This is a genomic window from Pseudomonas sp. BC42, from assembly GCF_021560055.1.
Taxonomy (GTDB): domain Bacteria; phylum Pseudomonadota; class Gammaproteobacteria; order Pseudomonadales; family Pseudomonadaceae; genus Aquipseudomonas.
In genome coordinates, this window is record NZ_CP091067.1 from 2,316,095 (window position 1) to 2,329,851 (window position 13,757).

The following is a 13,757-nucleotide window of genomic DNA, read 5'->3' on the forward strand; positions in this document are numbered from 1 at the left end:
ACACCATGGCTGGAGCACCTTACCCGCATTTGCTGGCCCCCCTCGACCTGGGTTTCACCACCCTGCGCAACCGCACCCTGATGGGGTCCATGCACACCGGTCTGGAAGAGAAACCCGGCGGCTTCGAGCGCATGGCGGCGTATTTTGCCGAGCGCGCCCGGGGCGGCGTGGGCCTGATGGTCACCGGCGGCATCGGCCCCAACGATGAGGGCGGGGTGTATTCCGGCGCCGCCAAGCTGACCACCGAAGAAGAGGCGCTCAAGCACCAGATCGTGACTCGCGCAGTGCACGAGGCCGGCGGCAAGATCTGCATGCAGATCCTCCACGCCGGGCGCTATGCCTACAGCCCCAAGCAGGTGGCACCCAGCGCGATCCAGGCGCCGATCAACCCGTTCAAGCCCAAGGAGCTGGACGAGGAAGGCATCGAGAAGCAGATCCGCGACTTCGTCACCTGTTCGACCCTGGCCCAGAAGGCCGAGTACGACGGTGTCGAGATCATGGGTTCGGAAGGGTATTTCATTAACCAGTTCCTGGCCGCCCACACCAACCATCGCACCGACCGCTGGGGCGGCAGCTATGAAAACCGCATGCGCCTGCCGGTGGAAATCGTCCGCCGGGTGCGTGAGGCGGTAGGCCCGAACTTCATCATCATTTTCCGCCTGTCGATGCTCGACCTGGTGGAAGGCGGCAGCACCTGGGAAGAGATCGTGCAACTGGCCCAGGCCATCGAGCGGGCCGGCGCGACCCTCATCAACACCGGGATCGGCTGGCACGAAGCGCGGATCCCGACCATCGCCACCAAGGTGCCGCGGGCCGCGTTCAGCAAGGTCACGGCCAAGCTGCGGGGTTCGGTGAGCATTCCGCTGATCACCACCAACCGCATCAATACCCCGGACATCGCCGAGCAGATCCTCGCCGAGGGCGATGCCGACATGGTGTCCATGGCCCGGCCGTTCCTGGCCGACCCGGATTTCGTCAACAAGGCCGCTGAAGGCCGCGCCGACGAGATCAACACCTGCATCGGCTGCAACCAGGCCTGCCTGGACCACACCTTCGGCGGCAAGCTCACCAGTTGCCTGGTCAACCCTCGGGCCTGCCACGAGACCGAGCTGAACTACCTGCCGGTCACGCAGATCAAGAAGATTGCCGTGGTCGGTGCCGGCCCGGCGGGCCTGTCCGCCGCCACCGTGGCCGCCGAACGCGGGCATCAGGTGACCCTGTTCGACTCCGCCAGCGAGATCGGTGGCCAGTTCAACATCGCCAAGCGGGTGCCGGGCAAGGAAGAGTTCTACGAAACCCTGCGTTACTTCAAGCGCAAGCTGCAGACCACCCATGTCGAGCTGTGCCTCGACACCCGGGTGGATGTGGCGCAGCTGGTGGCCGGCGGTTTCGATGACATCATCCTGGCCACCGGCATTGCCCCCCGCGTACCGGCGATCCCGGGCGTGGAGCACCCCAAGGTCCTCAGCTACCTGGACGTGCTGCTGGAGCGCAAGCCGGTGGGCAAGAGCGTGGCGGTGATCGGGGCAGGGGGTATCGGCTTCGACGTTTCCGAGTTCCTGGTGCATCAGGGCGTGGCCACCAGCCAGGACCGCGAGGCGTTCTGGAAGGAGTGGGGCATCGATACCCAGCTCCAGGCCCGTGGCGGCGTGGCCGGAATCAAGGCCGAGCCCCACGCGCCGGCGCGTCAGGTGTTCCTGTTGCAGCGCAAGAAATCCAAGGTCGGCGACGGCCTGGGCAAGACCACCGGCTGGATTCACCGCACCGGGCTGAAGAACAAGCAGGTGCAGATGCTCAACAGCGTCGAGTACCTGAAGATCGACGATGCCGGCCTGCACATTCGGATCGGTGAAGCGGGTGAGCCCCAGGTGCTGGCGGTGGACAACATCGTCATCTGTGCCGGTCAGGACCCGCTGCGCGAGCTGCAGGACGGTCTGCTGGCGGCGGGGCAGAACGTGCACCTGATTGGCGGTGCCGATGTGGCCGCCGAACTGGACGCCAAGCGCGCCATCAACCAGGGTTCGCGTCTGGCGGCCGAGCTGTAACGCCCTGGGGGGCAGTCTGCCAGCGTTTCGGGCTGGTAGACTGCGCTCCCTTCTTTGCCGAACCCGCTACCGATGTCCTTCCCCGAATCCTTCGACTGGTTACCCCAGGCTCCGCTGCAACGGCTGGAGCTGGACTGGCTGTCCCGGGCCGGGGTCGAGGTGGCGGTATTGCGCCTGGACCTGATCGATCCGCTGATCAGCGGCAACAAATGGTTCAAGCTCACCGAACACCTGGCGACGGCCCGCAGCCTGGGCGCTCAGGGCGTCATCAGCCTCGGCGGCGCCCATTCCAATCACTTGCATGCGCTGGCCGCCGCCGGCCGGCGTTTTGCCTTTCCCACCGTGGGCCTGTTGCGTGGCCATCCACAGGACACGCCAACGGTGCTCGACCTGCAGGCGTTCGGCATGCGCCTGCACTGGCTGGGCTACGCCGGTTACCGCGAACGCCACGCGCCCGGTTTCTGGGCGCCCTGGCAGGCCCGCTACCCGGCGTTGTACCCGGTGCCTGAAGGCGGCGGTGGGCTGGCCGGTGCCACGGGCTGCATGACCTTGCGCGATCAGGTGCAGCGGCAGTTGCCGAGCCTGGGCTGGAGCGACTATCACGCTTGGTGGCTGGCCGCCGGGACCGGCACCACCCTGGCCGGGCTGGTGCTGGCGGAGGCCGGGGCACACCCGGTGTATGGCGCGCTGGCGGTGCCCGAGGATCACGGTGTGGCGCAGCAGGTCGAGGGCATTTTGCAGGAGGCCGGACAGGGGCGCGGCGGTTATCAGTTGCTGGACAGCAGCCGTGGCGGTTTTGCCAGGGTCGACGACGCGTTGCGCGGGTTTATCCGGCTCACCGAGCAGCAGTGCGCGCTGCCATTGGAGCCGTTGTACACCGGCAAGGCCCTGCTGGCCTTGCAGGAGCAGGTAATGGCCGGGCGCTTTGCGCCGGGTTGCCGATTGGTCTTCGTGCACAGCGGCGGCTTGCAGGGCCGCCGCGCGCTGCAGGCTCAGGCTTGACCGCGCTGGCGCCACATGCGTTGCAGGGTGTTGTCGCGCATCACGTAGTGGTGATAGAGCCCGGCCAGGGCATGCAGGCCGATCAGCCAGTAACCGAGGCTGCCCAGCAGTTCGTGCCAGCCCTGGAACTGCTTGGCCAGGGTCTTGTTCTCTTGCACCAGCAGCGGCAGGTCGAAGCCGTAGAACATCACTTGATGGCCCTTGGCGCTGGTGGTCAGCCAGCCGAGGATCGGCATGGCGATCATGAACAGGTACAGCGCCCAATGCATCAGGGTCGACAACAGCCGTTGCCACTGCGGCGGGGTGGGCAGGATCTTCGGCGCCACGCCTTGGGCACGGGCGAACAGACGCAGCCAGACCAGCGCAAACACGGTCAGGCCGAGCATGAAGTGGGCTTCGACAATCAGCGTGCGACCACCACTGCCCTTGGGAAAGATGCCGCGAAATTCGATACAGGCGTAAACCACCGCCAGCAACACCAGCATCAGCCAGTGCAAGGTGATCATCATGGTGCTGTAGCGCGACTCAGTGTTTTTCCAGGGCATACGGGACATCCTCGGTCATCAGGTCTGAAGCCTCCGTTCTTAATGACGGAGTGCTGTAACTGTAATCCGCTTTCCCCGGGTTTGCCTGAGCCGCTTGTGGCTTTTGTGGCCCGTGTCAGAGCGTTGGCGCCCATAGGACCGAAAAAGAACGGCGATGCTCCTGGCACCGCCGTCCAGGCCCGCCCCAGCGCCTGATCAATGGTTCTGGGGCATTTCCCCACGGGCCAGGCGCCGGTTGATATCGGCGATGACCTCGGGCAGGTCGGCGATGGTGTCGATCATGTAGTGCGGGCGCGAGGCCTCGAACAGCGCGTGGATGCGCTGGCGCTCGCAGGCCAGGGCGTCGCTGGACAGGGCCCGGTAGGCTTCATAGGTCAGGCCCAGGGCGTTGCCCGAGCAGATCAGGGCCACGGTCCACATGCCGGCGCGGCGGCCTTCGAGAATGCCTGGCACGGTGTCGTCGATCTTCACGCAGGCGCCGACATCGTCGATGCCCAGGGCGATCACGTTGGCCAGGGCCTGGGCCGGCCAGGGGCGGCCGTTGGGCACCTCGTCGGTGGCCACCACGTGGTCGGCGACGTAGCCCTTGGTCGCGGCCAGGGCCACCACCTTGTCCATCACCTGCTTGGGGTAACCGGAGCAGGAACCGATCTTCAGGCCCTGCTCGCGCAGCGTGGCGATCACCTCCAGGGCCCCGGGGATCAGCGCCGAGTGTTCGGCGATCTTGTCGATCTGCAGCGGCATGAAACGCTCATAGATGGCGGTGACGTCGGCGTCGCTCGGGGTGCGGCCGAAGACTTGGCGATAGCGTTCGGCCACCTGCGGCAGGTCGCACAAGGTGCGGATGTGGTCCCACTTGCCCATGCCCATGGGGCCGCGGGCTTCTTCAATGGACACCTGCACATCGAACTCGGCGAAGGCTTCGACAAAGATCTGGGTCGGGGCGAAGGAGCCGAAGTCGACCACGGTGCCGGCCCAGTCGAGGATGGCGGCTTGCAGCTGGGTGGGGTTGCTGTAGTTCATGGTTGCAGTGCCTGTTGTAGGAGCGAGCGTGCTCGCGAAAAAAGGTTCGGGGATCGCGGCGTCTGATTCGCGAGCACGCTCGCTCCTCCAGGGACGCGGTGGCGTCAGAGGTCGAGGACTTGCATCTCCCGCAGGACTTCGCCGATGGCGCTCACCGCGGCCTGCATGCCGTGGCGGTCGACATGGCCGATGCAGCCCACGCGGAAGGTTTCGACCTGGGTCAGCTTGCCCGGGTAGAGGATGAATCCCTTGCGCTTGACCCGTTCGTAGAAGTCCTTGAACTGATAGCGCGGGTCTTTCGGGGCGTGGAAGGTGACGATGATCGGCGCCTGGATCGCCTCCGGCAGAAAGCTCTGCAAGCCCAGTGCGCCCATGCCCTGCAGCAGCGCCCGGCAGTTGTCGGCGTAGCGTGCATGACGCGCCGGCAGGCCGCCTTGCTCGTTGTATTGCAGCAGGGCTTCGTGCAGCGCGGCCACCACGTGGGTCGGCGGGGTGAAGCGCCACTGGCCGGTCCTGGCCATGTAGTCGTGCTGGTCGTGCAAGTCCATGGCCAGGGAGTGGGCGTTGCCGGCGGCCTGGGCCAGGGAGTGTTTGTCGGCCAGGACAAAGCCCAGGCCGGGCACGCCTTCCAGGCATTTGCCGGAGGCGGCGATCAGCGCGTCGAAGGGGAGGTGCCGGGCATCGATGGGCAGCGCGCCAAAGGAGCTCATGGCGTCGATGATCAGGCGCTTGCCGTGGTCGGCCACCACCCGGGCGATCTCCGGCAGCGGGTTGAGGATGCCGGTGCTGGTTTCGCAGTGGATCAGTGCCACGTGGCTGATGGCGCGGTCGGCCTGGAGCAGGCGCTCGACGTCGGCGGCGGTGGTGGGCTGGTCTTCGGCGGTTTCGAAGGTGCTGAAATCCCGGCCGAGCACTTCGCAGATCTTCGCCAGGCGCTTGCCGTAGGCGCCGTTGATCAGCACCAGGACCTTGCCGTCGCGGGGCACCAGGGTGCCGATGGCCGCTTCCACGGCGAACGTGCCGCTGCCCTGCAGGGGCACGCAGTGGTGGCTCTCGGCGCCGTTGACGATGGCCAGCAGTTGCCGGCACAGGCTGGCGGTCAGTTGGTTGAAGCGCTCATCCCATGAGCCCCAGTCCACCAGCATTGCCTGGCGGGTGCGGGCGGAGGTGGTCAGGGGACCGGGGGTCAGCAGGATGGGCTCGGCGACGCTCATGGGGTGTCCTCGAAAAGATGGGGGTGACGCTACGGGGACTAAATTGCAGTTTGCCTTGTCATCAATCAAATTGTTTGTTGTTATGCCAGCCATCAGTGAGGCCGATAGCTATGAACCTGTTTCAACTGCGTGCATTCGACGCCGTGGCCCGTGAAGGCAGCTTCACCCGGGCCGCCGGGCGGCTGTTCATCAGCCAGCCGGCGGTGACCGGGCATATCAAGGCCCTGGAAGAGCATTACCAGATCACCCTGCTGCGGCGCACTGCGCGCAGGGTGGAACTGACTGAGGAAGGCATCAAGCTGGCGGCCATCACCCGTGCCATGTTCGGTCTGGCGGAGGAGGCCCAGGCGCTGCTTGAGGCCAACCGGCAATTGCTGACCGGGCGCCTGGAGGTGGCGGCCGACGGCCCGCACCTGGTGATGCCGATGCTGGCCAGCCTGCGGGCGCGATATCCGGGGGTGACGGTCAACCTGCGCCTGGGCAATGCCCAGGAAACCCTGGCCGCCTTGCTGTCCGAGCACGCCGACGTGGCGGTGCTGACCGAGGTCGAACCGCGCAAGGGCCTGTACCTGCAAAGCCTGGGGGAGTCGCGAGTCTGTGCCCTGGTGCCCGCAGGCCACCCCTGGCTGGCGCTGGCCGACGGCATCGCCCTCGAACAACTGGACCAGGTGATCATGGTGCTGCGCGAACCCGGTTCGATCACCCGCCGGACCTTCGATGAAGCCTGCGCGCTGGCCAAGGTCCAGCCGCGGGTGCTGCTGGAGCTGGACAGCCGCGAAGCGGTGACCGAGGCGGTGGCGGCGCAATTGGGGGTGGGCGTCGTCAGCTCGGCGGAAGTCGGCCACGACCCGCGGGTGCGAACCGTGCCGATTCGCGGCGCGGGCCTGGTCAACCGGCACATGCTTGGCTGCATCGAGCGACGGCGTGACCTGCGCCTGATCCAGGCCTTTTTCGCCCTGGCTCCCGCCTGATCTGTCCCCCGCGGGTTGGCACCCGCTTGCCATGGCACAGACCCGAGTGATCGCCTGCACCGCTCAGGCCGACCGGGGCTGAGGCCGGCAGAGCGGCGGCCGGATACTGACTTTTTGGTCGATCAGGGCCTTGAGGACGTATAAACTTGCCCATCGCGTCGGCCAAATCCAACTCGACGCCATAGATCAAGAGAGTGAGTAATGGGCGCACAGTGGAAGGTTAAACACAAAGAAGCGGCAGCCAACGCCAAGGGCAAGATTTTCGGCAAGCTGGTGAAAGAGATCACCATCGCCGCACGTAACGGCGCTGACGTCGCCACCAACGCCCACCTGCGGCTGGTGGTGGAACAGGCGAAAAAGGCTTCGATGCCGCGTGAGACCCTTGAGCGTGCCATCAAGAAAGGCTCGGGCCAGCTCGGCGAGACCGTGCAGTACCACCGCGTGACCTACGAAGGTTTTGCCCCGCACCAGGTGCCGCTGATCGTTGAATGCGTGACCGACAACATCAACCGCACCGTGGCGGAAATCCGCGTGGCCTTCCGCAAGGGCCAGCTGGGCGCTTCGGGTTCGGTGTCCTGGGACTTCAACCACGTGGGCATGATCGAAGCCTCGCCGGACAGCCCGGACGCCGATCCGGAACTGGCCGCCATCGAGGCCGGTGCCCAGGATTTCGAGCCGGGGGAGGAGGGCGCGACCCTGTTCCTCACCGAGCCTGCGGACCTGGACGCGGTGCAGAAGGCCTTGCCCGAGCAGGGTTTCACCGTGTTGTCGGCCAAGCTCGGCTACCAGCCGAAGAACCCGGTCAGCGGCCTGAGCGATGAGCAGATGGCTGAAGTCGAAGCCTTCCTCGAAGGCCTGGACAACCATGACGACGTGCAGGACATGTTCGTCGGCCTGGCGGGCTAAGACCGCGATTCGCCGGCCACCGGCTCCTGCACACCTCTGTAGGAGCCGGCTGGCCGGCGAAGCTGTTTTAAAGCCCCGCCAATTCCTCGCAGACCCGGGCAAAATCCGGTCGCGCCAGTACCTCTGGCTGACAGCAGCGCTGCACCAGCGCCGTCAGTTTCTGCTTTTGTCCCTGGCTCAGCGAACCATCCCCACGTTCCAGCAGTTCTTCCAGCAAGATGCCGAAGGCCCGCACTTCCAGGCGTTGCAGCGCGCGGCTTTGCACGGTGTCGTCCTGGGCATGGAAGGATGCCGCGCCAAAATCCCCCAGCAGGCAGTCGCCCTGGGCATTCCACAGGGTGTTGTGGCCATACAGATCGCCATGGGTAATGCCCTGGGCGTGCAGGTGCGCACCCACCGAGGCGATGCCCCGGGCGATGCCCAGGGTCACCTCGGCGTTGAAGCTGGCGTTGTCCGGGTAGATGTCCCGGGAGCAGGAGTCCAGGCTCGGCAGCGCCGCCAGGTTGGCAAAGCGTGTGTCGATCAACTGCATCACCAGGCCGTTCTGGCCTTGGGGATGATCCTGGACCCGGCCTTCGACGCGGATCAGGTTCGGGTGCAGTCCGGCGCTGATGCAGGCGTTCATTTCGTGCAGCGGCGAGCCGTCGCTGGTCATCTCGCCCTTGTACAGCTTGACCGCCACCGCGCGTGGCGATTGCCCGACGGGTTGCCATTGGGCCTGGTGGATCACCCCCGAGGCGCCTTCGCCCAGGCGCTGTTGCAGGCTCAGTTCGCTCCAGGGAATGCTCGGCGTGGAGGCCAGCGCCGTGGCGTCGGCTTCCGATTCCAGCGGGTTGCCGGCGTAGGCCAGCCAGGTCAGGCGCGGCATGGCCAGGAGGAACGGCGGCAGTTCGCTCAGTTGGTTGGCGGCGATCCGCAGCAGCTCCAGGCGATGGCACTGGCTCAGGCTTTCGGGCAGCCCGGTCAGGCGGTTGCCGGAGAGCATGAGCTTTTGCAGCAGCGGGCGGTTACCCAGCTCGTGCGGCAATTCACTGATGCAGTTGTCGGTGAGGATCAGCCAGCGCAACTGCGGCGGCAGCGCGGCGGCCGGCACTCGCTCGATACGGTTGGCCTTGAAGCCGATCATGCTCAGTTGCGCGCATTGGCCGACACAGACCGGCACTTCGCGAAACTGGTTGTCCGAGCAGAACAGAATGCGCAGGCGCCTCAGGCGATGCAGGTCATCGGGCAGGCTGTCCAGGGCGTTGCCGCTGAGGTTGAGGATTTCCAGGGAGTCGGCGAGATCGAAGATCTCCCGGGGGAACTCGGTCAGTCCACAGGACAGGTCCAGGCGCTTGATTCCGGCCAGCTGGCCGGCCCGCAGTTGAGCAAGGGTATCCATGAACAGCGTCAACACTCGAATGAAGGACAAGGGCGGGGAGGATAAAGCAGATCGGCCAGTTTTGCTGCCTGGGCGGTGGGTTGTCCTGGGGCGAGGGTTACTGGGTTTCCAGCAGCCTGAAGGTCAGGGCGGCCTGCCGCTGTTGTTCCCGGTAGTCGGCAATCAGCGTGAGCTCGGTCTTCTGGCCTTTGGACCACAGCTGGCAGGCCATTCTCAGGGTGTGCGGATCGGTATGCAGCGGGTAAATGTCCAGTGCAACCCTGCCGGTACGGTCCGCTTGGCCGGCGATCTCACAAGGAGGCATCGACAGGTGCGCAAGCTGTTCCCCCGAGTGTTCCAGCTCTTCGGTGATCTCCTCATACATGGCCCGGCTGACACCAAACGCCGACAACCCTGCCGGGTCTCCATCCTGCAGGGCCCGCAAAAGACCAGAAGCCAGTCGATAGAGCTCATCGCGATCAAATGCCATTGTGAATCGCTCCGAGCAGCCTGCGAAATGCACCCGGTTGCCTGGCGTTGCGGGCCTCTTTGCGCATCGACTCCAGGCTGTGGTGCTCAAAGGTGTGCTTGACCGAACGCGTGGCGGCCCGGCCCAGCGGGTTGCCGGAGTCGAAGTCGCTCTCCAGGGTTGCCACCTGATAGGCGCCCTTGTGGCTCCATTGGTTGAAACGCATGACATGCCGGTCATTGAGGATCACGGCGCCTTCTTGCTTGTCGTCCGAGAAATACCAGGCCAGGTTCGGGCGGATGCCCTTGCCTTTTTGCTCCAGACGTTTGCAGTGCCTGAGCAAGGAGCCAAGGCGTACGCCGCGAACAATGCTGAAGCCGCTGCCCAGCCGTTGCTGGTTGAAGAAGTAGCACTTGAGGATCACTTCCTGCGCCCGTCGGTGGTAAACCGTCGTATGGCTTTTTTCGTAGAAGTGAAAGTCCGCCGGATCGCCGATCAGTTCATAGCCCTTTGCCGCGAGCTCGTCGGCAGAGAACGCCTCCAGGCCGAACAACGGCGGATGTTCGAGTGTTGAGTCGTTCAGGTGCCGCTCTAAGAGCGCGAAAAAGGTGATGGGCAACATTTTCCTACCTATCGGTGGCGGTTCAGCCCAGTGCATGTTCGGGACCGATTTCCCGCAGTTGCCCGAGACGGCTGCGGGTGCGGGCCAGGTCGATGGCGTGGCCGCCCAGACTGTCGCGCAGGGGGCGCTGGCCGATCAGCAGCAGGCGTTTGTCCTGGTCGTAGAGCACGTCGATCAGGTTGATGAAGCGCTGCTGGGCGGCGATCGAGCATTCTCCCAGCTCGGGCAGTTCGTCGATGATCCAGGTATCGAAGCGGTGGCTCAGTTCCAGGTAGTCCATGACGGCCGTGGGCTGTTCGCACAGATCGTTGAATTCAAAACGGATGCTGCGCTGCTGGATCTGGCGCACGGTCAATTGTCGCGCGCCCACGCTCAGTGGCTGCGCCGGGGCGTGGCGTTCCGGCAGATCCAGGGCCTGGCGCTGGGCCGGGGTGCCGGGCCACACATAGCATCCCTGGGTGAAGACCTGCTGCTCGTGGGTCCTGGCCTGGCTGCGGTAGTCGTGGGGGCCGCCGACTTCCATGACGTGCATGCGCTGCTGGATCAGCTCGATCACCGGCTTGAAACGGGCGTGGTACAGCGGATTGGGCAGCAGGCCTTCGGGCGCGTAGTTGGACGTGACCAGCAGGGTGATGCCGCGTTTGAACAAGGCCTTGAACAGCCGGGTGATGAGCATGGCGTCGCCGATGTCGTGGACATGGAACTCATCGAAACACAGCACCCGGCACTCGTTGAGCAGCTCGTCCAGGGTGGTCTCCAGGGCATCGGCCTGTTGCTGGTGGCGGAACATGCCCTGGTGCAGTTGAGCGAAGAAGTCATGGAAGTGCAGGCGCTGTTTTTCCGCGATGGGCAGGGCGCGGAAGAAGCCGTCCAGCAGCCAGCTCTTGCCTCGGCCGACGGCGCCGTACAGGTACAGGCTCTGGGCCTTGCCGGGGGAGTGCGCCAGGCCTTCGGCCTGCTGGGCCATGCAGTCGATCACCCGCAGCTGGCTGTGGCTCAGGGTGTAGCCCAGGTCCTGGGCCCTGTGGCGAAAGTAGTCGCGGATGACCGCACCGGCAGCGCTCTGACGGTGCGCGGGCCTGGCGAACAGGCGACGCCAGGGAGAGCGGGTCGGTGCAGGTTTTGGCGGTAGAGCGGCCAAGAGCGGTTACCTCGATGATTCCGGGCCGCTCACCTTAAAAGCGGCGCGACAATTTAACCAATAGGAAACCTGTCGACCAGCGATCTCTAAAGAGCATCGCTTGGATGCGAGGGGCGGATGGACCGGAGTCCGGCCAATTAATACGCAAACTGGCGGTTTCCCTGCTGCTTGCTAACCTGATTGCAGCAAATGCTTCTCACAAGGATTGAGGCCTTGAATGGATACCAGGGGATGGCAGTCATGAGCGCGTTGCTCTGCGCGACGGCAGGGGCCGCGGATCTGCAGGTGCAGGTCCGGGTCGATGTGCTGCGTGGCTGCCAGTTGCTGGGGCAACAGCGCGAGGCCGGTATCGAACAGCTCGGCACCCTGGATTTCGGCAGCAGCGCGCGTTTGGATGACGCCGCGGGGCCCTTGACCGCTGCGCTGCCCAGTGGCCGCCGGCCGCGGCTGGAGTGCAATCCCGATACGCCCTATCAACTGCGCGTCGATGGCGGCCTGCATGGCGGCATCGGCGACGTGCGTTATCTGGCCAGCAACCGCTGGCCGGGCAAACCCATTCCTTATCGTCTGTACCAGGACCCGGCCCGGCGCATACCCTTGCCGGTGAATGTCCCGGTCAGCGGCCGCGTGCCGGATTCCGGCAGCGTGGATCTGCCCCTCTACGGGCGCATCGAGCCCCTGGCCGAGATACCCCGGGCCGGAGGCTATTCCGATCTATTGAAGGTGACCCTGAGCTGGTGAAGGCAGGGCCATGACGACTGCTGCGGGGGATCCCGGGCAGAACAGGGAAAGCCGTCGACGATGGACGGCTCAGGTGGGAGTCCTGATGGAACCGGGATGGCAGCAATGAAGGGCAGGAACTGGACGATCATCGCCTTGGGTTCGCTGTGCCTGCTGGCCGATGACGCCCAGGCGGCGATCAGCGGACAGATTCAGGCGCGCCTGGTGATCCTGGCCAGTTGCCAGGTGAGCAGTGCCGGCAGCGATCCCGTTGCCGCGCCTGTCAGCGACCTGGGTCTGCTCGATTTCGGCCGGCAAGGTCCGACCTGGGTCAACCCGATCAAGGCCAGCCTGACCGACAGCGCCGAAGGCCGCTTGCAGGTGGCCTGCAATCCCTCGGTCACCGGGTTCACCGTGACCATCAATGGCGGCCTCAATGGCGACGGCACGACCCGGCGCCTGAGCAACGGGCGCCAGACCATTCCCTATCGATTGTTCGTCGATGCATCCGGTAGCGACAGCTACAGCATCGGTCAGCAGCGCAATTTCGCAGTGAGCAGCGGCAGGCGGATTCCCATTCCGGTGTTCGGCTCGGTGGTCGCGAATACCCGCGCGGTTCCGGCAGGGGTCTACACCGACACCCTGACCATCACGCTGGATTGGTAATCATGAGAGGACGTACATCATGCACGCGCTTGTATCGAGAATCGGCTGGCCCTTGCTGGGGCTGGTCATGGCCTCAACGGTCAATGCCGCCACCACGGTCACCGGGCAGATCAGCTCGACCCTGATCCTCACCAGCAGCTGCCAGGTCAACGGCGTCGGCGGCAGCACCGGCCTGAACTTCGGCGCCTTGAACTTCGGCACCACCAACAGCCTGTTCACCACGGCCACCGGCCAGGTGCTGGGCGGGGGTGGCGGGGCACTGTCGATTCTCTGCTCCAGCGGCACCACCCCAAGCCTGACCATCCAGGGCGGCAGCAATGACGGCAAGTCCAGCGGCGGCACCCGGGCGCTGTTCGACGGCGTGGCCAACTACGTGCCTTACGACCTGTACACCGACTCCGGGCACTCGCAGATCGTGGCGATCAATGGGGTGATCAACCTGGCACCGAGCACCGGGGTGGCGCAGACCGTCAACCTCTACGGCCAGGCAGTGGGCAAGGCCGGGCTGCCGGCCGGCACCTACACCGATACGGTGTCCGTGCAACTGACCTTCTGATGCCATGGCCCGCCCCGGATGTGCGCTGCTGGCCCTGATCTGTGCCGGTGCCTGGCCGGTGTGGACCAGTGCCGCCACCAGCCAGAGCTTCCAGGTCAGCGCCACCATCACCGCCGGCTGCCTGGTGGTGGGCGGTGTCAGCAACTACGGCAGTCTGGCGTTCGGCAGCCAGTCGGCGTTGTCCACCAGCACGGTCAGGGTGGCGCTGAGCGCTGGCGTGCAGTTGCAGTGCACCCCGGGGGTGACCCTGAACATGACGGTGGACGGCGGCCAGTACAACAGCAGCGGGCGGCACATGCGGATCAGCAGCGGCAGTTCCCTGGTCGCCTATGAGCTATTCCGCGATGCGGGGTACAGCCAGAGCCTGGGGATCGGCCAGAGCGTGGCCGTGGCGTATAGCGATGCCAATAACATCAGCCTGCCGATCTACGGACAGGTGCAGTTGCCGGGCAATCAGCCTGGGGGGACGTACAGCGACGTGCTGCAGGTGCAGCTGTCGTGGTGAAGGGGCGAATCG

Annotated in this window: 15 protein-coding genes; 8 read left to right on the top strand and 7 right to left on the bottom strand. The window is 65.3% G+C overall.

Annotated features, from left to right (window positions below; translation table 11 throughout):
* Window positions 1–5: 5 nt before the first annotated feature.
* Window positions 6–2,045 (top strand): NADPH-dependent 2,4-dienoyl-CoA reductase, encoded by a 2,040-nt coding sequence (locus L1O02_RS10785; protein WP_108546361.1) that lies wholly within the window; start codon window positions 6–8, stop codon window positions 2,043–2,045.
* A 72-nt stretch (window positions 2,046–2,117) separates the two neighbouring features.
* Window positions 2,118–3,047, top strand: coding sequence for a pyridoxal-phosphate dependent enzyme (locus L1O02_RS10790; protein WP_235759843.1), 930 nt, complete (start codon window positions 2,118–2,120; stop codon window positions 3,045–3,047).
* Here L1O02_RS10790 and L1O02_RS10795 read toward each other — a convergent pair.
* The 3 genes from L1O02_RS10795 to L1O02_RS10805 form a co-directional block, all read right to left on the bottom strand.
* On the bottom strand, window positions 3,038–3,592 hold the full coding sequence (locus L1O02_RS10795; protein ID WP_235759844.1) for a cytochrome b: 555 nt from the start codon (window positions 3,590–3,592) through the stop codon (window positions 3,038–3,040). The two genes, L1O02_RS10790 and L1O02_RS10795, sit on opposite strands and share 10 nt — an antisense overlap.
* A 195-nt stretch (window positions 3,593–3,787) precedes the next feature.
* The gene (gene phnX / locus L1O02_RS10800) at window positions 3,788–4,615 is read right to left on the bottom strand and encodes a phosphonoacetaldehyde hydrolase (RefSeq protein WP_235759845.1); all 828 of its coding nucleotides are present in this window, start codon (window positions 4,613–4,615) and stop codon (window positions 3,788–3,790) included.
* Between the two features lie 104 nt (window positions 4,616–4,719).
* Window positions 4,720–5,829, bottom strand: a complete 1,110-nt coding sequence (locus L1O02_RS10805) for a 2-aminoethylphosphonate--pyruvate transaminase (RefSeq protein WP_235759846.1) — start codon at window positions 5,827–5,829, stop codon at window positions 4,720–4,722.
* A gap of 110 nt (window positions 5,830–5,939) precedes the next feature.
* On the opposite strand from L1O02_RS10805, the gene L1O02_RS10810 reads away from it, so the two are divergent.
* Both L1O02_RS10810 and L1O02_RS10815 read left to right on the top strand, forming a co-directional pair.
* Window positions 5,940–6,800 (top strand): LysR substrate-binding domain-containing protein, encoded by an 861-nt coding sequence (locus L1O02_RS10810; protein ID WP_060840180.1) that lies wholly within the window; start codon window positions 5,940–5,942, stop codon window positions 6,798–6,800.
* A 201-nt stretch (window positions 6,801–7,001) separates the two neighbouring features.
* Window positions 7,002–7,706 carry a YebC/PmpR family DNA-binding transcriptional regulator gene (locus L1O02_RS10815; protein ID WP_060840179.1) on the top strand — a complete coding sequence of 235 codons (705 nt, stop codon included), beginning with the start codon at window positions 7,002–7,004 and terminating at the stop codon, window positions 7,704–7,706.
* A gap of 67 nt (window positions 7,707–7,773) precedes the next feature.
* Here L1O02_RS10815 and L1O02_RS10820 read toward each other — a convergent pair whose 3' ends face one another.
* From L1O02_RS10820 to zapE, 4 genes are all read right to left on the bottom strand, one after another.
* Complete coding sequence (locus tag L1O02_RS10820; protein ID WP_108546366.1) at window positions 7,774–9,087, bottom strand: leucine-rich repeat-containing protein kinase family protein; 1,314 nt, start codon at window positions 9,085–9,087, stop codon at window positions 7,774–7,776.
* A 97-nt stretch (window positions 9,088–9,184) separates the two neighbouring features.
* Window positions 9,185–9,556 carry a hypothetical protein gene (locus L1O02_RS10825; RefSeq protein ID WP_235759847.1) on the bottom strand — a complete coding sequence of 124 codons (372 nt, stop codon included), beginning with the start codon at window positions 9,554–9,556 and terminating at the stop codon, window positions 9,185–9,187.
* The gene (locus tag L1O02_RS10830; RefSeq protein ID WP_060844126.1) at window positions 9,546–10,157 is read right to left on the bottom strand and encodes a hypothetical protein; all 612 of its coding nucleotides are present in this window, start codon (window positions 10,155–10,157) and stop codon (window positions 9,546–9,548) included. The genes L1O02_RS10825 and L1O02_RS10830 overlap by 11 nt, the downstream gene beginning before the upstream one ends.
* Before the next feature lie 22 nt (window positions 10,158–10,179).
* Complete coding sequence (zapE, locus tag L1O02_RS10835) at window positions 10,180–11,298, bottom strand: cell division protein ZapE (protein WP_108546368.1); 1,119 nt, start codon at window positions 11,296–11,298, stop codon at window positions 10,180–10,182.
* 240 nt (window positions 11,299–11,538) lie between these two features.
* Here zapE and L1O02_RS10840 point away from each other — a divergent pair, with 240 nt between their 5' ends.
* The 4 genes from L1O02_RS10840 to L1O02_RS10855 all read left to right on the top strand — a co-directional run bounded on the left by L1O02_RS10840 (window position 11,539) and on the right by L1O02_RS10855 (window position 13,745).
* Complete coding sequence (locus L1O02_RS10840; protein WP_108546373.1) at window positions 11,539–12,039, top strand: spore coat U domain-containing protein; 501 nt, start codon at window positions 11,539–11,541, stop codon at window positions 12,037–12,039.
* A 105-nt stretch (window positions 12,040–12,144) separates the two neighbouring features.
* A complete protein-coding gene (locus L1O02_RS10845; protein ID WP_060840173.1) occupies window positions 12,145–12,684 on the top strand; it encodes a spore coat U domain-containing protein in 540 nt (179 codons plus the stop codon).
* Between the two features lie 19 nt (window positions 12,685–12,703).
* Window positions 12,704–13,240 carry a spore coat protein U domain-containing protein gene (locus L1O02_RS10850; RefSeq protein WP_060840172.1) on the top strand — a complete coding sequence of 179 codons (537 nt, stop codon included), beginning with the start codon at window positions 12,704–12,706 and terminating at the stop codon, window positions 13,238–13,240.
* A gap of 4 nt (window positions 13,241–13,244) precedes the next feature.
* Window positions 13,245–13,745 (top strand): spore coat U domain-containing protein, encoded by a 501-nt coding sequence (locus L1O02_RS10855; protein ID WP_060840171.1) that lies wholly within the window; start codon window positions 13,245–13,247, stop codon window positions 13,743–13,745.
* Window positions 13,746–13,757: the final 12 nt, after the last annotated feature.

Excerpts from the sequence above, each read along its gene's own strand:
- L1O02_RS10785 (WP_108546361.1), top strand. The coding sequence starts at position 6 with ATGGCTGGAGCACCTTACCCGCATTTGCTGGCCCCCCTCGACCTGGGT.
- L1O02_RS10790 (WP_235759843.1), top strand. The coding sequence starts at position 2,118 with ATGTCCTTCCCCGAATCCTTCGACTGGTTACCCCAGGCTCCGCTGCAA.
- L1O02_RS10795 (WP_235759844.1), bottom strand. The coding sequence starts at position 3,592 with ATGCCCTGGAAAAACACTGAGTCGCGCTACAGCACCATGATGATCACC.
- phnX (WP_235759845.1), bottom strand. The coding sequence starts at position 4,615 with ATGAACTACAGCAACCCCACCCAGCTGCAAGCCGCCATCCTCGACTGG.
- L1O02_RS10805 (WP_235759846.1), bottom strand. The coding sequence starts at position 5,829 with ATGAGCGTCGCCGAGCCCATCCTGCTGACCCCCGGTCCCCTGACCACC.
- L1O02_RS10810 (WP_060840180.1), top strand. The coding sequence starts at position 5,940 with ATGAACCTGTTTCAACTGCGTGCATTCGACGCCGTGGCCCGTGAAGGC.
- L1O02_RS10815 (WP_060840179.1), top strand. The coding sequence starts at position 7,002 with ATGGGCGCACAGTGGAAGGTTAAACACAAAGAAGCGGCAGCCAACGCC.
- L1O02_RS10820 (WP_108546366.1), bottom strand. The coding sequence starts at position 9,087 with ATGGATACCCTTGCTCAACTGCGGGCCGGCCAGCTGGCCGGAATCAAG.
- L1O02_RS10825 (WP_235759847.1), bottom strand. The coding sequence starts at position 9,556 with ATGGCATTTGATCGCGATGAGCTCTATCGACTGGCTTCTGGTCTTTTG.
- L1O02_RS10830 (WP_060844126.1), bottom strand. The coding sequence starts at position 10,157 with ATGTTGCCCATCACCTTTTTCGCGCTCTTAGAGCGGCACCTGAACGAC.
- L1O02_RS10840 (WP_108546373.1), top strand. The coding sequence starts at position 11,539 with ATGAGCGCGTTGCTCTGCGCGACGGCAGGGGCCGCGGATCTGCAGGTG.
- L1O02_RS10845 (WP_060840173.1), top strand. The coding sequence starts at position 12,145 with ATGAAGGGCAGGAACTGGACGATCATCGCCTTGGGTTCGCTGTGCCTG.
- L1O02_RS10850 (WP_060840172.1), top strand. The coding sequence starts at position 12,704 with ATGCACGCGCTTGTATCGAGAATCGGCTGGCCCTTGCTGGGGCTGGTC.
- L1O02_RS10855 (WP_060840171.1), top strand. The coding sequence starts at position 13,245 with ATGGCCCGCCCCGGATGTGCGCTGCTGGCCCTGATCTGTGCCGGTGCC.